Source organism: Natronoarchaeum rubrum, assembly GCF_024494695.1.
Window position 1 is genome coordinate 152,732 of record NZ_JANHDP010000005.1, and the last position, 17,483, is coordinate 170,214.

General features: G+C 61.6%; 14 protein-coding genes. 7 read left to right on the top strand and 7 right to left on the bottom strand.

What is annotated here, in order from left to right; genetic code table 11:
- Nucleotides 1-4: 4 nt before the first annotated feature.
- The 5 genes from NO931_RS14305 to NO931_RS14325 all read right to left on the bottom strand — a co-directional run bounded on the left by NO931_RS14305 (nt 5) and on the right by NO931_RS14325 (nt 4,628).
- The gene (locus tag NO931_RS14305) at nt 5-1,183 is read right to left on the bottom strand and encodes a sensor histidine kinase (protein ID WP_256393029.1); all 1,179 of its coding nucleotides are present in this window, start codon (nt 1,181-1,183) and stop codon (nt 5-7) included.
- Nucleotides 1,184-1,357: 174 nt separating this feature from the next.
- On the bottom strand, nt 1,358-1,882 hold the full coding sequence (locus NO931_RS14310) for a DUF7519 family protein (protein WP_256393030.1): 525 nt from the start codon (nt 1,880-1,882) through the stop codon (nt 1,358-1,360).
- Between the two features lie 187 nt (nt 1,883-2,069).
- The gene (locus tag NO931_RS14315) at nt 2,070-3,353 is read right to left on the bottom strand and encodes a DUF58 domain-containing protein (protein ID WP_256393031.1); all 1,284 of its coding nucleotides are present in this window, start codon (nt 3,351-3,353) and stop codon (nt 2,070-2,072) included.
- A complete protein-coding gene (locus tag NO931_RS14320) occupies nt 3,350-3,967 on the bottom strand; it encodes a DUF7269 family protein (RefSeq protein WP_256393032.1) in 618 nt (205 codons plus the stop codon). Before NO931_RS14320 ends, NO931_RS14315 begins: the two co-directional genes overlap by 4 nt.
- On the bottom strand, nt 3,960-4,628 hold the full coding sequence (locus tag NO931_RS14325; protein WP_256393033.1) for a DUF4129 domain-containing protein: 669 nt from the start codon (nt 4,626-4,628) through the stop codon (nt 3,960-3,962). Before NO931_RS14325 ends, NO931_RS14320 begins: the two co-directional genes overlap by 8 nt.
- Before the next feature lie 801 nt (nt 4,629-5,429).
- On the opposite strand from NO931_RS14325, the gene NO931_RS14330 reads away from it, so the two are divergent.
- The 7 genes from NO931_RS14330 to NO931_RS14360 all read left to right on the top strand — a co-directional run bounded on the left by NO931_RS14330 (nt 5,430) and on the right by NO931_RS14360 (nt 14,398).
- Nucleotides 5,430-5,741 carry a hypothetical protein gene (locus NO931_RS14330; RefSeq protein ID WP_256393034.1) on the top strand — a complete coding sequence of 104 codons (312 nt, stop codon included), beginning with the start codon at nt 5,430-5,432 and terminating at the stop codon, nt 5,739-5,741.
- Nucleotides 5,742-5,745: 4 nt separating this feature from the next.
- Nucleotides 5,746-7,437 (top strand): DUF8186 domain-containing protein, encoded by a 1,692-nt coding sequence (locus tag NO931_RS14335; RefSeq protein WP_256393035.1) that lies wholly within the window; start codon nt 5,746-5,748, stop codon nt 7,435-7,437.
- Nucleotides 7,438-7,440: 3 nt separating this feature from the next.
- Nucleotides 7,441-8,754: a TrbL/VirB6 family protein gene (locus NO931_RS14340; RefSeq protein WP_256393036.1), complete on the top strand. Its 1,314-nt coding sequence runs from the start codon at nt 7,441-7,443 to the stop codon at nt 8,752-8,754.
- A gap of 1 nt (nt 8,755) precedes the next feature.
- Nucleotides 8,756-9,772 (top strand): TraC-like domain-containing protein, encoded by a 1,017-nt coding sequence (locus tag NO931_RS14345; protein WP_256393037.1) that lies wholly within the window; start codon nt 8,756-8,758, stop codon nt 9,770-9,772.
- A complete protein-coding gene (locus NO931_RS14350; protein WP_256393038.1) occupies nt 9,769-11,763 on the top strand; it encodes a VirB4 family type IV secretion system protein in 1,995 nt (664 codons plus the stop codon). Before NO931_RS14345 ends, NO931_RS14350 begins: the two co-directional genes overlap by 4 nt.
- A 183-nt stretch (nt 11,764-11,946) precedes the next feature.
- Entirely contained in the window at nt 11,947-12,810 is an 864-nt protein-coding gene (locus NO931_RS14355; RefSeq protein ID WP_256393039.1) for a coiled-coil domain-containing protein, read from the top strand.
- Nucleotides 12,811-12,964: 154 nt separating this feature from the next.
- Entirely contained in the window at nt 12,965-14,398 is a 1,434-nt protein-coding gene (locus tag NO931_RS14360; protein WP_256393040.1) for a DASH family cryptochrome, read from the top strand.
- A 14-nt stretch (nt 14,399-14,412) separates the two neighbouring features.
- Here the strand turns inward: NO931_RS14360 and glmS are convergent, their stop codons facing one another.
- The gene (gene glmS, locus NO931_RS14365) at nt 14,413-16,209 is read right to left on the bottom strand and encodes a glutamine--fructose-6-phosphate transaminase (isomerizing) (RefSeq protein ID WP_256393042.1); all 1,797 of its coding nucleotides are present in this window, start codon (nt 16,207-16,209) and stop codon (nt 14,413-14,415) included.
- On the bottom strand, nt 16,209-17,405 hold the full coding sequence (locus tag NO931_RS14370; protein WP_256393043.1) for a sugar phosphate nucleotidyltransferase: 1,197 nt from the start codon (nt 17,403-17,405) through the stop codon (nt 16,209-16,211). Before NO931_RS14370 ends, glmS begins: the two co-directional genes overlap by 1 nt.
- Between the last annotated feature and the right edge of the window lie 78 nt (nt 17,406-17,483).

Sequence of the window (17,483 nt, forward strand, 5' to 3'; positions counted from 1 at the left end):
TGGTTTAAACGGGTTCGGGCCGCGGGAGCGCGATCGAAACGACGTTGCCGCGAGGGTCGTTTTCGGCGAAGCTGAGCTCCCCTCCGAGAGTTGACACGCACGCTTGCATGAGCGGGAGGCCGACGCCGCTACCGTGTCGCGTGCTGCTCGGTTCGAAGTCCTCATTGAGGACATCGATTTCGATATCCGGAATCGGCGGCCCCTCGTCAACGACTCGGACGACGCCCTGATCGGTCTCGTGATCGGTCGTGACGGTAACGGTCACAGAGGGCTGGTCCTCGTTGTCGTGTTCGATCGCATTTTCGACGGCGTGAGCGAGCGCGTAGCGGACGCTGGAATCGGCAATGACCCGAACGTCCGACTCGACGACGACGTCGATGTCGGCATCCGGATATCCCCCTCGTATCTCGTCGAGGACCGACCTGGTGATCCGAGGGAGATCCATGATCGTGTGTTGGGTCGGACCGGTGCGACCGATTTCTTCCAGCGTCGTGACGGAATCGCTGATGCCTTGAACGTCCATGGCGGCCTCTAGAATCGCCTCGACACTTTCCACCGAAGCGTCGTCCTCGACGACTGCTTCGAGCAGTTCGGCATGGCCCTGGATGACGTTGATTTTGTTCCGGAGATTGTGGCGGACGATTCGATGCAGTAACTGGATGCGCTGTTGTCGATCCTGATACCCCGCGCCCTCGTCGACCTCGGCGATTACGTAGTTCTGTCCGTGGATGGTTGTCGCCTTGAGCGTCACGCTGACCCACTGGAGATCGCCGTTCGCACGCTCGATCTGCCAGTCGAACTCCTGGGGAGTTCCATCGGCAACAGCCTGGATCCGTCGAACTGCCTCTTTGTGGGAAAAGTCGCGTGAAGGGGCAGTATACTCGCCTACCTCCATTTCCCGGAGTTCGGCAGCCGAGTACCCGTACAACTGCTCTAACGAGTCGTTGACGTCGACGATCGCACCCGTTTCGGGATCGTGAACGGCGATTCCGATATCCAGATCCTCGAACATCGGCGGGAGCACTGACTCACGGGTACTGATCACGCCCCAATTGTTGTGCTGAATTTGGTTAATTATAGCCCCAAAGTAGTTAGGGTGTTTGCGGGACGGTATTATGTCGCTCCTCTGCGTCGGCACTGTGTGACTGCTGACTGTCGGGACGGCCTCCAGTCTCGGATTCACCGCACTTGAACATCTGTACAAACCGGAGTCTGTTCGTGCGGAGATCCGCCTTCTTGTGGTGACCGATCACTACGAGGAAGCTCGTTCGGTGGTCGTGTGTCTGGATTTGGGCGCTAGTAGTACACTTGCCAACTCCCCGTGAGGGATGCAACTGCCTGGGACCCCAGTCTCCTACTACGACTTGGACAACCACTCACTGTCCCCGAGAAAGAGAACCAGCAACAAGACCACGATAGCACTTAACAGTAGCGTCAGCGTCGCAATCGGAATTGCTGGCAACGCTATGTTGCCCCCCACCAGAGCGACGATGCTGGCCGCAAGGCCAACCCCGAGACTCCCAGCAAAATGCACACCCGTCACTGGATACGTTCGCGCGCTCCGCCCGACGTCTTCCCCCAGCGTAATCGCGTACTCGGCCATATCCCACGCCATAATCGTGAACCCGACCCCCAGCAGCACCTGAAGATCACTTGGATTCGAAACCCACGCCAGGAGGGCGAGACTACAACTGAATAGTACGGCCGCGAACCCGTTGAATCCACGCGCCCACGACTGTCGAAGCGGAAATACGCCAAGTGTCACGAACGCTGTCGCGAGGGTTCCACCGAGAAACGCAATCCGCTCGAATAACCCACTCGGCGCGAGAAGTCCCATCACGAGTGCGAGACAGACTCCTCCACAGCCGATGACGACGAGCACACCACCGACCCACGGATGCCCACGGCGGCGAACTAACCCACTCCCCAGCAATAAGAGCGCGCCGACTGCTTCGACACCAGCAATCGACAGCTGGACTGGCTGACTCGCTAGCACACCCGTGACGCACGCCGCTGCGACGACGGCAAGCGCACTTCCAGCGTACGCTGGCTGCTGCACAACCGCCAACTTATCCATCAGAACCGCCCCCGTGCGTGCGTACCGGCCAGACCAGCGGGTCCTCCGGTGACCAATCTGCAACCAAGATATCCCGTTCCCGTAGCATCTGGACGCGGTTCGCACGTTCGACCCGGACGAATTCCCCACCGACGCTTCGGCCCGTCGTTACATCTGGGCTGACAACCGTGACGGCGTGTCCGCGTGCGTCTAACTGCTGTGCTGCCGTCTCACCGAATTCGTCGATGAGCGGTGAGAATACCACTACCTCGAGCGTTCCCTGCGTCTGTGCGACCAACTGCTGGACATCCACTGTTGGGGACGTCGTCGTCTCGTCGATGGGAGTCGGCTGGTCATACTCGTGGGCGCGTAGAAGTTGGTCGATCTCGGTGTATTGCTGCTGGCTTGCGCGTGGTGCGCGCCAGTCGAAGTCGGTTCCAAAGATGGCGACACCAACTTGCTCGTGCTGCTGTTCGAGCGCCCCGAGGACTTCTTGGGCGGCAGCAATGCAGTATGCGACCGCGTGCGGGTCTGTCGACGAGGCAGCACGAACTGCAGCCGGTCGGACGTCGAGACAGAGTACGACCGCTGTCCGGTGTTCCTCACGGAACTCGACTGTCGTGAGGTCACCCGTCCGAGCGTACCGCTTCCAGTTAATCCGATTCCTCGGATCACTCCATTGGTAGGCACGCGTCTGCTGGAACTCCAGTCCCGCCCCACTTGCATCCGCGGGTGTCTGCCCAGGGTACTGCCGGGCCTCCTGGCGCAACTGGAACTCCCGAAGGTCGACCGTACAGTCCAGTTCTTCACAAACGGTCGTCTGCTCGCCCGCTGCGACTTCCGTCTCGATTCGTGTCCCCCCGCTGATATCGTGAGCAATGACGGTAGCTGGAGTAAATTGGTGACTGCCGTGTTTCGCTGTGACAGTATATTGGAACGTTGTCGACGCTCCCGGTCGCAGCGTGGCCGTCTGCCGGGGCGTTTTTTCGATGACCGTCAAAAGCGCTGGGACGCCGTCGATGATCCGGAGGTCAGGAAGCGTTCGCGGCCCGGTGTTCGTGACCGTCACCGTGACCGTGACTGGGTCACCGTGGTCGGGCGTCGCATCCGTCACCGTCCGCGATAACTCGACTTCGAGGGGAGGAGGGCTGACGAGGAGTGGATAGCCTGCGTACGCGATGCCAAGCACTGATGCGAGGAAGACTGCGGGTGCCTCGAAGTACAGGCCGGCCGTCGTTGTGAACAGAACGAACGCGATGGCGACACGCCAACGGTGTGTCTGTTCGACCGACGTCATGGCGCGTCGGCCTCCGTGTCGTTGTGGCGCTGTTCGTAGGCGACGATTGCGGCGATCGCCTCGCGAGCGCCGTGCCGGAAAGCGAGTCTCTCGGAGAGACGTGCGTACAACTGGACTGACCGTGACGGTGGTGTTTCACCGAGGAACCACGCAGCAGTCGCGTTCTCCGTCCAGTCACCATGCCGGACGCGGTCGCTGGCCTCGTCAGTACTGATCCCTGTCTGCCGGTGAATCATGGTGATTGTGGTGTTCCGAAGCCGATCACGAATTGCATCTTGCTCGCTAGTCGACGTGTGATACCCGACGAACGGGTGCTTGGCGAGAGGCTCGATGTCTGTTCCTGCATACGGGATGTCGGGTGTCTCCTCGGGCTCGTAGTCGTTCGTGTCGTCGTCTTTCGGCTCGAGGTACGTCGGGGCGAAGAGTGTACTGCCGAGTACAGTGACGATGAGAAAACCAGTAATGACGAAGACGTCATCACGGGGATGGGAGAGTCCATCAAGAAGTGCTGGTTCGATGGTAGCGAGCCCAGTGATGAGGATTGCCGTGGCGATGAGGAGGAGTGCAATCAGCGTGGCCCAGCGACGGATTTGTGTCCGAGAGTGCTTATTCATCGACGGCCTCCTGGTGAGCATCAAGCGCATCGAGCGCAGTTCGGACGCGTTCACGGTGTGCAGCTGTTTCGGTGGCCGTTCCGTACTGGATGGCACAGAATGTCGAAGTGATTGTCTTGACAGCGTCAGCGGGGAGGCCACTCGCAATTGCGATTTCTTGCCACTCGGCTGGTGTTCGTGACGACGGCGTCCTGACCTCGCCGTCGATGCGACGAATCATCGCAACCCAGGCTTCCTGAACTGAGTCTGGGTCTGGAGTGGGCTGCCAGCCAGCGCCTGCGGGTTCTGTTGTTGAGAGTGTAGTGCTCGCGTTAGTCGTCTCACTTGACGATTGGAGGACGCGAGGGACGGCAAGCCGGTGGCGATACTGGTAGAGCAGCCCACAGACCGTAAGGAGGACAACACTCGCGATAATCGCGAGGCGGTACTGGTAGATGGATTGGAGAAGCCGGAATATGACCCCAAGAGCGGAGCCGCCGGAGATCTGTCCAGACGGTGGGTCAATAGAGAGACCGAAAATGGCGAGAACCGCGTTGATGAGCCCGTAGAAGAGCGCAATCAACGAAACGCCTGTGGTCGGCGTGGATGTCGGCGGGTCCGGCGTAGCGGTTGCCGAAATAGAGGGTTCGAGCGTGGCTGCGACGACAGCGATCAGTAGCATACAGAGGCCGATAGCGAACGCTGACAGCAAACGGCCATGAACGCCGGCGAGTCTTTGTCTCATTCGTGAGCGCGGCGAGATGGGATGGGACCGGTTGTGGCGACGACCCCTGAATCGGCTGACGACTGGCGAGTGGAGGGCAGGGGTGAGAGGGCTATGTCGTATTGTTGTCGTGAGTTAGTAGCATCATCAACACGGTTACATTTGAATGGTTCGGCCTTACTGGAACCAAGAGTTTTATGCGATGAAGAGGCGCAAAACCTCGGTCTTCAAGCCGTGGATACGCGCCGTCACTCAGTGATCCGTTCCCCCGATACCAGCAAGACCGGATAGTCTCGTTCGCGCACAAGAACTCCGCTCTTGTGAACGCTGTCTCTTCACTGCTCGCGGCTTCGCCGCTCGCTGAGGAAGGGGGCTTAGCGCCTATTTCCAGCTAAAATGACCCCGATGACGCGGTCAAAGTGATACACGGCGTTCTCTCATTGGCAATTACCATAGTCAACCTGAATTTCTACCTAGTTTTAGAAACCATGCTGTATACTACTATTTATGGATAGATATTAGAATATTAACGCTTATTTGATGCTGCTCAAAGTTTCGTACGAGCGCTGTCGTACACTCCGATCACGGTTGTCTTTGTGACGCCTATCGAGATTTTGCGGCTGCTCTCTCACTCACATGTCTGCTCCGACCTCACCACAACCGCAGTTGAACCGATCCAGTTCCGACAGCAACGATCGAGACTGTCCTCACTCTCGGGGCATCCTCAATACGCGCTCGCTCCTCGGTGCAGGAATCCTCTTGAGTATCCTTGCTGTCGATCCCGTGCTCGCCCAGACCAGCGGCGAAGCGTTCTGCGAGACGGACATGGCGCTGACGATCAAGAACGTCTTCTCGATCATCCAGTTCGGCGGCCCGCTGATCGGCGGCGTCGTCGCGCTCGGGACGACGGTCGCGATGACGACCGTCCGTCGCGCCGATCTGAAAAAGGAAATGAAAGAAGCGCGCAACCAGGCCGTCATCTGGGGTATCATCGTCGCCCCGCTGGGCACGGCGATCGTTCAGTTCATGCTCAACAACGTCGTCGTCGGCGCGACGAGCTGTGGGTTCTGAGCGGATGGCACGCGCCGTCACGGCCTGTGTCGTCGTCTGGACGCTCGCGGCTCTCGGAGGGTTTCCGCTCGCTAGCGCCCACCCACCCGTCGACCCCGGCCACGGCATCAACGAGACCACCTTCCCGTTGCTCTGGTCAGGTGATGTCGATAACGCTACTGGCACACCGACCAGTGGTGGCACAAGTACCTCCGCGTACGGTGAACTGGCGACGTACACGGACATCCCATTCGCCGACCCGCCCGAAGCCATCGACCGGTGGAATCGCGGTGAACACGCGGCGTTCCCCGAGACGTCACGCGAGACCTCCATCCATCCCGAACATGCTAACCTAGAGAACGGCGTATTCGTGAAAGACGCCTACGTCGAGGTCTTCGCAGTTTCGCCCTCGACTCGTGCGAGACTCTCGCCTGATGAGATGCCGCTGTACGTCGCTCCGGAAGGGCAGGTACTCGGAACGACCGACTACCGAGTCGAGACGCCGGCGACGCGTCTCGACAACGAGACGCGAACGACGTGGTCGGTCAGCGATCATGCGATCGACGAAACGCGCCTGTACGTCGACGGAACGCTCGAAGCGACACAGTCAGGAACGCATACGCCGTCGCTTTCCTATGACGGGCTTTCGGAACTCCCAGGCCAGACTCACACGCTGACCGTCGAGACGGATATCTCGGTGACGCTCAGACGGGCTATCGAAACGTGTACTGACGGGGACAATGCGAACGTCTGCGAGCTGGAACGCACAGCAGTCACGTTCCCGACCGACCGTCGGACCGTCAGCACCGATTTTGAAGTCGCGGTCCACGAGCCGACTGTTGCAGGCACCCGGACGCGCTATCCCAACGGCGATCTTGGCGTCGCCGTCTTCACGAGCGATCCGTGGCGTGGCTTCGACGTTGGAGCAACGACGGTCACGGGCGTCTGGCAGTTTTACTCTGCTCGTGATCCGTCCTGGGACACCCTCGTACACAGTACCGACGGCGACGATGAACGCAGTCATTCGTCGATCCATCCGCTTCAGGTCAGCGCGTTCCCGAGTGCGACGGGGCCGAGCGCGACGCCCCGCGCAACGAGTACGCTGCTGGATACCTACGGCATCGAACGCGATCCGCCCGGGCTTCCGGAAGACGTGGAACTCGATGTCGTCACCGATCCCTACACGGCGACGTACGGTATCGTTGCGCGGATCGACGCTGCTGATCGCACGCCCGAAACCCTGACGAGTACTGGACTAGTCAGCGGCGTCGAGGGCGACTATCAGATCGAGTCGTTCTACGAAGTCTCGACCAACGAAAGCACGCTCACGCTCGCAATCGAGAACACGACCGACGAACACGTCACGGTCAGCATCTCGCTCGAAGATGCCGCGACGGGTACCCCGATCAACACCACCGACGAGGTGGATACTGTCGTCGTCAACGGCCAGCAGGTCGACACTGACGAGACCGGTACTGCAACGCTCACACTGCCCCGCACAGCGGGTGGAATCACGGCGCGATACGAGCCGGGGTCGTGGTGGCGGACCTCGCAAGCATATATTGGCGATACGGACACCGTCTACGTCGAAGGCGGGACGCTCGCAGTGCTGCAGACGCTCTATCGGATGGCGATCCCGATCGTATCGATCCTCTTTGCGGTGTACCTGCTCGAACGAACGACCGGTTGGCGTATCCTGCGCTCCCGGAGGCCCTGACCGATGGGTGCCCTTTCGGAAGCGATCGTCAACGCCCTCGAAGAGTTCCTTCGTGTTCTCTTCGGACCGATCACCGGCCTCATCGAACGCTACGCGAACGACCTCGTCCGGGTGGTCGTCGAGACGCCCCATCCTAACGCCGTGTTCGGCGAACCGACCAACGGCGTCTGGCCGGGGATCTACGAGTACTACTGGGATGCAATCGTCCCCCTGTCGTTGCTCCTGTGGGGGCTGATGATCGGGCTCGTCATCCTGCTGGAGTCGATGAGCTACCTCTTTAGCAACTACCACCGCTCGAAACTCAAGAAACGAGCCGTCACCGGCTTGTTGGGTATCCTTTCGTGGTGGTGGATTGCCGCGCTCTCCTTGCAGTTCATGAGCGGCCTCGCCGGATTCCTGGTGCCGGACCTGAGCAACATCACGCTGTTCGAGACGCTGTCGTTCGGCGCGCTCGGCGTTCTTGGCTTATCGCTGACGCTACTGGTCGATCTGACGCTGTTTCTCCTGTTGGCACTGATCTACTTCACGCGCCACGTCGTGTTGTACCTCTTCGTGCTGCTGACGCCGCTGCTCATCGTGTTTTGGATTCCCGGCGTCGGACCGTTCTCGCTCATGTCCGGATTCATGAAGCGACTCGCGGGGTTCTACGTCCCCTTCCTGTTCATGACCGTCCCGGTCGCACTGTTGTTCCGACTTGGCGCGATCTTCGGGGAGAGCTTCGGCCTCTCGATGGGCGGACTGGGCGCATGGGTGACCGCACTCGTGATTCCCTTCGCGGCGCTGCTCTCGCCGATCATCCTGTTCTGGCAGGCGGGGGCGCTGTTTTTCGTCGGCGATCGCATCTCCCACCGGACATCCCGGAGTACAGCGGCATCGCGTGTCCAGACTGCCCAATCCCACGGCCAAACGGCAGCTCATGGTGGACAGAACTTTGCCCGCGGCCTCCGGGACGAGCCCGCACAGACGCCAGACGGGCAGACCACGTTCGGCTCCGGCCAGTCACGAGCGCACGCCGCAGGGTCGCGACTGAACGCCACTGGGACGCACCTCCACGACGCGTATAGCGACGGCGTTGGTGGTGGCAGCACTGCTGCCGAGTCGCCCGCCGAACAGGCTGGGCAGGGATCTGGGGGGCAGGGTCCCGGTTCACCATTGGCGGGCACCGCTTCCACTAGAACCGATGGGCAGTCCCCGATCACCATCGAACCCTCTTCGGAACAGTTCGACACGCTGCGAAACAGGGAGCAGCGCCTGAACGACTCGCCCTCACACCGAGACGACCCCGACCGCTCTCCGAGCGAGCGCAACGAGAATTGAAATGAGTACGAACGACCCAACGAAACGAATTCCGTCCTCCATCGGCACAGACACGAAACTATTCGGCAAGTACACGCTGAGCGATCTCGCGGTCGGGCTGTTCCCCGGCGTCGTGGTGATCCTCTTCACGCAAGTCGTCTTGCCGCCCGAAGCTAGCCTCGCGGGGATTTCTATCCAGACGCTAACGCTACCGGTCGCCGGCGTCGCGATCAGTGTCGGCGCGCTGTTCGTCTATCTCACGCCAACCTACACGACGAGCATGGACTGGATCGCGACGTTCATCGGCTTCCAGCGAGGCGAGAAACGCCATGCCCACGAGGAAGCGAAGGGGTACTCCTATCTCGAACGGGTCTACCCCGACGACGACGTTCTCGAACGGACGGATGGAACGCTCTTTGGGCTGATTCAGGTCGACCCTCCGTCGATGGCCCTTGCGACGAGCGAGCAGTGGCACGCCCAGGCAGCCGCGTTTTCGGACTTTCTCGACACCGTCGTCGAGTTCCCGATCCAGATCTACTCGACAACACGGGAGTTCCCAGTCGAGGAGTACCTCACACACTACGAGGAGCGGCGATCGGATCCGGACGTTCAGGCGAATCCACAACTGGAGTCGCTGATTGACGAGTACGTCGAGTGGTATCGGACAGACCTCGAAGAGCGTCGCATGACGATCCGCGATCACTACATCATCGTCTCCGTCGCGCCCGAGGAGGTGCAGTTCGAACGCGAGAGTCTCACCCAGAAGGTGGCCCGCATTCCGGCCCTCGGATTGCTCGTCAGAGCCTGGTTCGCACCGCGAGCCGAGGAACGCCACGAGGCGATGCTCACCGCACTGACTGGTCGGCTCCAGCGCGTCGAGTCGGGTATCCGTGAGATGGACGGCTGTGGCGCCCACCGAATCGATGCCGAGGATGCGACGCAGCTACTCAGCGAATTCTGGGCCGGTGAGTCAACTGAATACGCCGATCTTCAGTCGGCGCTACGGACGCGCCCCCTCGTTGGAGGTGCCGGCAAATGATCCGCTCGCTGCTATCGTCGATTCGATCCAGTGGCACGACGGATGATCCGGACGAAGTCGTCGAAGAGGATGACCTGACAGACGGGGAGGGTCCGGGAGCGTCGAGTGAACACACCGAACCATCTCCATCGCATGTCGACGCCACTGTCGAGCACGAAGCCAGCCAGCGCCCGCTCGCGGACGTCTCGTCGACCCACCAGTCGGTCGTCGCCCCTTCGTGTATCGAAGAACGTGCAAACGCTGTCCGAACCGGCGACACCTGGACGAAGTCGCTCTGGATCTCGGAGTTTCCGGACGCCCCCACGGACGGCCTCTACGAGACGCTGTACTCTTCACCTGAGACCAGAACGACGGACATCTCGATCCACCTCGATCCGCGCGAGACACATTCCACGCTCGACTCTCTGGAGAACCAAATCGAGGACCTCGAAGCGGACTACGACTACCTGAGCGAGAAACGCCGGGCGGGCGCCCGCGGCGTCAGGAAAGACCTCGACGATTATCGCGAGCTCTACGACGTCCTTCGGAACACCTCGACGCGGGCGTTCGACGCCTCGATGTATCTCACGGTGCGCGGAGACTCCCCGGACGAGGTCGATACGCGCTCGGTCGAACAGCTCGCGCGAAGCTCGCCGGCAAATCTCACGCCTGTGACACCCCGTTGGACGCAACTCGATACGCTCGTCTCTGCGAGTCCCGTTGGCGTCGACCGATTGAACCATTCGCTGGACGCCAAGACGCCGATGCTGAGCGGCGCTGTCGGCGCCATGTTCCCCTTCGTCGCAGGGACGTTCGCAGAACCTGGCATCGAGTACGGCACCTACGCGCTCAACGAAAGCCCGCTGATCCTCGATCGATTTAATCGCGAAACGGGATACTGTACGATGGTTATCGGAAAACTCGGCGCTGGGAAATCGTTCTCGACGAAGCTCCAGCTCGTCAGGCGTGCAATGTACGATCCGGATACCGTGATCGTCATGCTCGACCCGCTTGCAGGCTTTGCGGGTGTGAATGATGCGCTGGGCGGTGAACGCGTGACCGTCGGCGGGACGCGAGGGTTCAATCCGCTCGATATACAGGCGACGCCCAAGCACGTCCTCCAGTCTGTGTCCGACCTCGATCCGTGGGCCGAACAGATCTCGTGGGTGCTCACGTTCTTCGAGACGTTCTTTACGCACGTCGCGACGAATCCGCTCGACGAGCGAAAGCAGACACTTCGTCGGGCGGTGCAGGTCTCCTACGAGCGTCAGGGAATCACGCGTGATCCCGCAACGCACGGCAAGGTCTCGCCGACGATCCGAGACGTCATCGGCGTCCTCGAAACGTTCCTCGAGAATCCCGCGGCGTTCGGCTACGCGACCGACGCCGAACGCGAGAGCGTCAAGCACGACGCCAAATCCCTGTTGAAGGATCTCCGGCCGTCGTTCTCCGAGAACGGCGACCTCTCGAATCTCGCTCAGGAGACCTCGTTCGATCTCGACTCGCCGGTGATCTACCTCGATCTGCATCAAGACGAGGGGACGCGTGGGCGATCGGAGACGAGTTTGATGATGCAGGTGCTGTTCAACGCCGTCTACGAACGAGCGAAAGGGACTGAGAAGAACGTGATCTTCGTCATCGACGAGGCACACTATCTGATGGCTGACGCGACGTCGCTGTCGTTTCTGGAGACAGCAGTTCGTCACTCACGCCACTACGACCTCTCCTTGCACTTCATCACCCAGACTGGTGGCGAGTTCTCCTTGACGCCGGAAGCGCGGACGATCGCGAGCCTTTGCTCGATGACGCTGTTGCATCGCGTCGACGAAGAGGCCGAGAAGCTAGCCGAGTGGTTCGGCCTGAGCGAGCGCGAAGTGAACTGGGTTCGGACGTCCAAAGCGGGCAACGATGAGGATGGGTACTCCGAGGCGTTACTGGGGCTTGACGAGGAAGGCTGGTTTCCACTACGGGTACGTGCGAGTGATCATGAAGCGAACGTGATTGGTAGTTGATTATTGGGGATGGTCGTTCGCTCGAAAGAATCACACTACCCAGCGTCTCTGCGGCGTCGGCATGTCTGTGGTCGTCACCTCGTGGCGTGGATCTTTTGGATCCTACAAAATACTACTGGCAATGGCCAAACCACTAAGTTATAAGAAAATTTCATTTGAATAGGTGGTTTTAACTACATTTATATGGTAGTCACACTCATGGGGAAGGAAGAGGGGACCCACGACAGGGAACCAGTCGCAGCCGACTTCGAAGAGGTTGAGGAACGACACGCGGAAGTGGAATTCGAAGAGTTCAGTGAGGAAGTCGAGTTGGCGTTTCCCGAAGATACCATCGCGTTCGACGAGCTCTTCGACGAGAGTCCGTCAGCAACGACCACCAGCCACGAGGACGACACCTCGGACGGAGACGAGCATGAGCGACCGGAGCGGCGTGAGTCGTCGGAAGCCAGTTCGGACGACAGCGGTGGCTCGCTCACCGAGCAGTTAGTCGCCGAAATAGCGGAGGGCGATGCGTCCGACCAGGCGGTCGGAAATCTCCGCGAGGAGTTGGGAGTGACCTCACCACAGAACGTCCAGATTCGCCTTCGGCATCTGCAAACGCAGGTGAGCGACCTCACCGCCTACATCGACGCGCTCGAAGCATTCCTCGACGATCGCGGGTCGGCCACACAGGTGCTCGAATCGGTCGAGAGCGAACTCGAGTCGATCGACGCACGACTCGACGATCTCGAGCGCGCGCACAACGCCGACCACGACCAACTGCACGACCGTATCGCAACGGTCGAGGAGGGGCTCGAAACGCACACCAGGCTATCGGACGATCTCACAGATGCTCGGCGTCGCATCGAGACGCTCGAATCACACCTCACGGCTACTGACGAGACCGTCGACGCGACGACGGAACGCGTTGATACGCTCGAAGATGATGTGACCTCGGCGCTCACAACCCTCGGACACCGGCAAGCAAAACTGCAAGAGAAACTCGAATCCATTCAACAGACTCACCGAAAACTCGCACAGGCCCTTGGCAGTTCTTCGAACGAGTGAACTACCTACCCTAGCCTTCCCTACCCTACTTCGCCCGGGCTCTACAGACCCGCTCGCTCGTTGAGGACGGGACATTCACGTTAGTGTTCTGGTGAACTGTTGGAACACCACCGACTGTCCAGACGTACTTGTCAAGGTAGCCCTTATCGACGGTATGGACACGGCCGTCGTCTGGTTTCGGGACGACCTGCGGGTCGACGACAATCCGACGCTCGTAGATGCTCTCAGCGACGCCGACGAGGTCGTCCCGCTGTACGTCTATGACCCGCGTGGCTGGGGAGAGACGCGGTACGGTACCGAAAAGCTCGGCGGTCACCGGGCCAGATTTCGCCGTGAGAGCGTGGCCGACCTGCGGGCCTCGTTGCGAACCCGCGGCGGCGACCTGCACGTCAGGACGGGCCGTGCCGACGAGGTCGTCCCGACTGTCGTGAATGATGTCGACGCCGACGCGGTGTACGCCCAGACCACGCCCGGGACCGAGGAACTGGACGACGAAGCGCAAGTTCGTGAGGTGCTTCCGAACAGCACTGAGTTCCACACTCGCGTCACCCACACGCTGTACCATCCCGACGACCTTCCAACGCCACCCGACCGGATGCAGGACACCTTCACCCCGTGGCGAAAGGACGTCGAAGCGAGCGACGCGACGGTCCGCGAGCCGCTCGATCCGCCGGAACGAGTCCCGACGCCGGACCTCGAACCTGGCACCATCCCGACGCTGTCGGATCTCGGCATCGAAGCCCCGCCGCGAGACGACCGCGCAGTTCTGCCCTTCGCGGGCGGCGAGTCAGCGGGGAAGCGTCGACTGGATGCGTACCTCTGGGAACGGGATTGCCTCCGCGAGTACAAGTCGACTCGCAACGGGTTGTTGGGAGCCGACTATTCCTCGAAGTTCTCGCCGTGGCTGGCCGCCGGCTGTCTCTCGCCACGCCGGGTCCACGCCGAGGTGAACCGCTACGAGCAAGAGCGCGTTGCGAACGAGGACACGTACTGGCTGATCTTCGAACTGCTGTGGCGTGATTTCTTCCAGTTCCAGTTTCGCAAACACGGCGCCGCGTTCTTCGGGCCGAACGGCATCCGGGACGTCGAGAAGTCGTGGCGTCACGACCGGGCGGCGTTCGAGCGGTGGGTGTCTGGCGAGACGGGCGTCCCCTTCGTCGACGCGAACATGCGCGAACTCGAACGGACGGGCTACATGTCCAACCGGGGACGCCAGAACGTAGCGTCGTTTCTCGCCGACGCGCTGGGGATCGACTGGCGCTGGGGCGCTGCCCACTTCGAGGCCCAACTCGTCGATTACGACGTTGCCTCCAACTGGGGGAACTGGGCGTATCAGGCTGGCGTCGGCAACGACTCCCGGGACGGGTTCTTCGACGTCCTCTCGCAGGCCGAGTACTACGACGAGGAGGCAGAGTACGTGCGGACGTGGCTGCCGGAACTGGAGGGGCTTCCGCCGGAGTACGCCCACAGGCCCTGGCGCCTGAGCGAGGACGAACAGGCCACCTACGGCGTCGAACTCGGCGTCGACTATCCCCAACCGATGCTCGACATCGAGGCGCGTTACGGCGAGCTGCGCGACAACCGCTAGTCGCTCCCTCTCGCTCACTCCACGGTGACGCTTTTGGCGAGATGCCGGGGCTTGTCAATCGGACGACCGAGTTCCGCGGCGATCCAGTAGGCAAAGAGCTGTAATTGGATGTTCGCCAGCACGGCTGCGAGCACTGGCTCAGTCTCGGGCACCGTCAGGACGTGGTTCGCGTACTGCTCGACGTCCGAGCGCCCGTCGGTAACGGCGATTACCGGTGCTCCGCGAGCCTGAACTTCCTTGACGTTACTGACCGTCTTCCGTGCGCGCTCGTCGTCGCCCGTGACGACCGCGATCACGGGTGCGTCGTCTTCCATCAGCGCGAGCGGCCCGTGTTTCAGTTCACCCGCAGCGAAGCCTTCAGCGTGCTCGTAGGAGATTTCCTTGAGCTTCAGCGCGCCTTCCAGCGCTACGGGATGGTTGTAACCCCGTCCGATGAAGAAAAAGGCCGAGGCGTCGACGTACTCCCGCGCGACGTTACGGGCGTTTGAGTCGTCGAGCACGGACTGGACGTGATCGGGGAGCGTGCGAAGGGCGTCGATCTGATCGCTGTCGACCATGCCCTCGCCGAGCCACAGCGCGAACGCGTGGAGCGCGATCTGCTGGCTGGCGAACGTCTTGGTGGCGGCGACGCCGATCTCCGGGCCCGCCCGGACGTACAGCGCCTGGTCGCACTCACGAGCGGCCGTGCTGCCGACCGTGTTCGTCACTGCGAGCGTCCGGGCGCCGGCGGCGCGGGCCGTCCGGAGCGCCCCCAGAGTATCGGCGGTCTCGCCGCTCTGGGTGACGCCGATCACGAGGGGGCTCTGGCCTGCAAGCGAACTCCGCGTGTACTCGCTCGCGACGAACGTCTGGGCCGGAATTCCCTGCGACCGTAACGTCTGTGCGCCGTACAGCGCGGCGTGATAGCTGGTGCCACATGCAACGAGATGGACGCCGCCGACGTCGTCGAGTTCAAGATCGAGATCGACCGTGCGCTCGATGCCATCGACTCGCCCGCGGAGACACTTCCGGAGCGCGCGCGGTTGCTCGTGGATCTCCTTGAGCATGTAGTGGTCGTAGCCGCTCTTGCCGGCGTCTTCGGCGTCCCACTCCACAGTTGCGAGGGATTTCTCGATCGGTCGGCCGTCGGCATCCGAGATGCCGACCGTCTCTGGTGTAAGCCGCGCGAACTCGCCATCTTCCAGGTAGAGCACCTGATCGGTGTGATCGATGAAGGCCGGCACGTCGCTGGCGAGGTAGTAGCCTCCCTCGTCGACGCCGATCACGAGCGGGGAGTCCTGCCGGGCGGCGAACACGTCGTCGGCATCCTCGAATACCGCTGCGATGGCGTAGCTTCCCTCTAGCCGGTCGACCGCGGAACGAAATGCACTCTCTCGGTCCGCGCCCCGCTTCAGGGCCGCTTCGATCAGGTGCGGGACGACCTCTGTGTCGGTTTCGCTCTCGAACTGGTGCCCGTCGGCGCGTAGTTCGGCCTTGAGTTGCTCGTAGTTCTCGATGATGCCGTTGTGGACGACGGCGACGTCGTCCGAGCAGTCGGTGTGGGGATGCGCGTTGGCGTCGGAGGGCTCGCCGTGGGTCGACCAGCGCGTGTGGCCGATGCCGACGGGTGCGGCGCCCGGGTTGTTCTCCTCTAGGGCACTGACCAGTTCAGTGACTTCCCCCTCGCGCTTGACGACAGTGAGGTCTCCGTTCGAGAGCGCAAGGCCGGCGGAGTCGTAGCCACGATACTCCAGGTTCTCGAGGCCGCCGACAAGCACGTCACGCGCATCCTCCTGGCCCTCGCGTCCGATATACCCGACGATGCCACACATCAGCGACGCACCTCCGTACCCGCAGGCACGTTCTCGTAGAGTGTCACGCCCGCCCGGATCTGCGCTTCGGGTCCGATCAGTGTCCCCGGCTCGATAGTGACGTCACCTTCGAGGCGAGCACGGTCGGCCACGACGGCGCCGAGTCGTTGCTCCGTGAGGACGCGCTCACCGATGCGAACATCGGCGGGCCCACCGGTCGCGGTCGTTCCAGCGCCGACGTACCCGCCCTGACTGATCACGCAGTCTTCGAGCGTGGCGTTCGGACCGACGCGCACGTCCGCGTCGAGAACAGCGTTCTCGAGCACCGCGTTCGCGCCTACAGTCGTGTTCTGCCCGACGCAGACGTTCGGCCCGAGCACCGCGCCGGCCTCGACGACTGCGTCGTCAGCGACGACAACCGGCGACTGGAGCACCGCGCTCTCGTGGACGTGCGCTGACTCAGCGATGCCGGTCGCCGGATCGTCACTCCCCGACAGGAATCCGTGCTCGAACAGCTCTCGTGCGAGCGTGAGGATGTCCCAGGGGTAATTCGCGTCGGCCCAGAGTCCTTCGGTACGGACGGCACGGACTGTTTCGCTACGGTCGATCATCGTCTGAAGCCCGCTCGTCAGCGGGAGATCGCCCTGTTCGAACTCAGTGGCGTGCAACGCGCCGAAGATCGACTGATCGAAGGCGTAGATGCCGGCGTTGAGGCGATAGTCGCTCCCGTTACCGGGGCGTTCTGCGAGATCAGTCGCTTCGCCGTCCTCGATTGCCACCCCGCCGTATCGGTGAACGTCGTCACGATCGAGCGCGCCGAGCGTCGCCGTCGCGTCGCTGGCGTCGCGGTGAGCGTCCAGAACCTCTTGAACGATTCGCGGGGCAACGATCTGGTCGCCGTTGACGACGACGAACGGACCGTCGACGGCGTCTTCGGCCTGCAAGAGCGCGTGGCCGCTCCCGAGCTGGGTGTCCTGAGAGACGTACGTGACATCGGCATCGTCGTGCGTCGACCCGACGTAGTTCTGTACGCGTGAGCCGTTGTAGCCGACGACGACGACAATTTCCTTGATGCCGACCGCCGTTAGCGTGTCGAGAACGTGTTCGAGAATCGGGGTTGGTCCGGCAGGGAGTAGCGGTTTCGGCCGATTACGAGTAAGTGGGCGCAGGCGCTCCCCCTCGCCCGCGGCCAGAACGACGGCCGTTGGAGACGTCATATTGAACGCTTCTTACGAGTACGGGTACCTTAACGTTGCGTTACCCTAACAAATTTCGCGTCGGCTTGGATCACATCT

What these genes read in the sequence shown, in the direction of transcription:
- NO931_RS14315 (WP_256393031.1), bottom strand. Translation starts at nt 3,353, where the DNA reads ATGACGTCGGTCGAACAGACACACCGTTGGCGTGTCGCCATCGCGTTC.
- NO931_RS14320 (WP_256393032.1), bottom strand. Translation starts at nt 3,967, where the DNA reads ATGAATAAGCACTCTCGGACACAAATCCGTCGCTGGGCCACGCTGATT.
- NO931_RS14325 (WP_256393033.1), bottom strand. Translation starts at nt 4,628, where the DNA reads ATGCTACTGATCGCTGTCGTCGCAGCCACGCTCGAACCCTCTATTTCG.
- NO931_RS14335 (WP_256393035.1), top strand. Translation starts at nt 5,746, where the DNA reads ATGGCACGCGCCGTCACGGCCTGTGTCGTCGTCTGGACGCTCGCGGCT.
- NO931_RS14340 (WP_256393036.1), top strand. Translation starts at nt 7,441, where the DNA reads ATGGGTGCCCTTTCGGAAGCGATCGTCAACGCCCTCGAAGAGTTCCTT.
- NO931_RS14345 (WP_256393037.1), top strand. Translation starts at nt 8,756, where the DNA reads ATGAGTACGAACGACCCAACGAAACGAATTCCGTCCTCCATCGGCACA.
- NO931_RS14350 (WP_256393038.1), top strand. Translation starts at nt 9,769, where the DNA reads ATGATCCGCTCGCTGCTATCGTCGATTCGATCCAGTGGCACGACGGAT.
- NO931_RS14355 (WP_256393039.1), top strand. Translation starts at nt 11,947, where the DNA reads ATGGTAGTCACACTCATGGGGAAGGAAGAGGGGACCCACGACAGGGAA.
- NO931_RS14360 (WP_256393040.1), top strand. Translation starts at nt 12,965, where the DNA reads ATGGACACGGCCGTCGTCTGGTTTCGGGACGACCTGCGGGTCGACGAC.
- glmS (WP_256393042.1), bottom strand. Translation starts at nt 16,209, where the DNA reads ATGTGTGGCATCGTCGGGTATATCGGACGCGAGGGCCAGGAGGATGCG.
- NO931_RS14370 (WP_256393043.1), bottom strand. Translation starts at nt 17,405, where the DNA reads ATGACGTCTCCAACGGCCGTCGTTCTGGCCGCGGGCGAGGGGGAGCGC.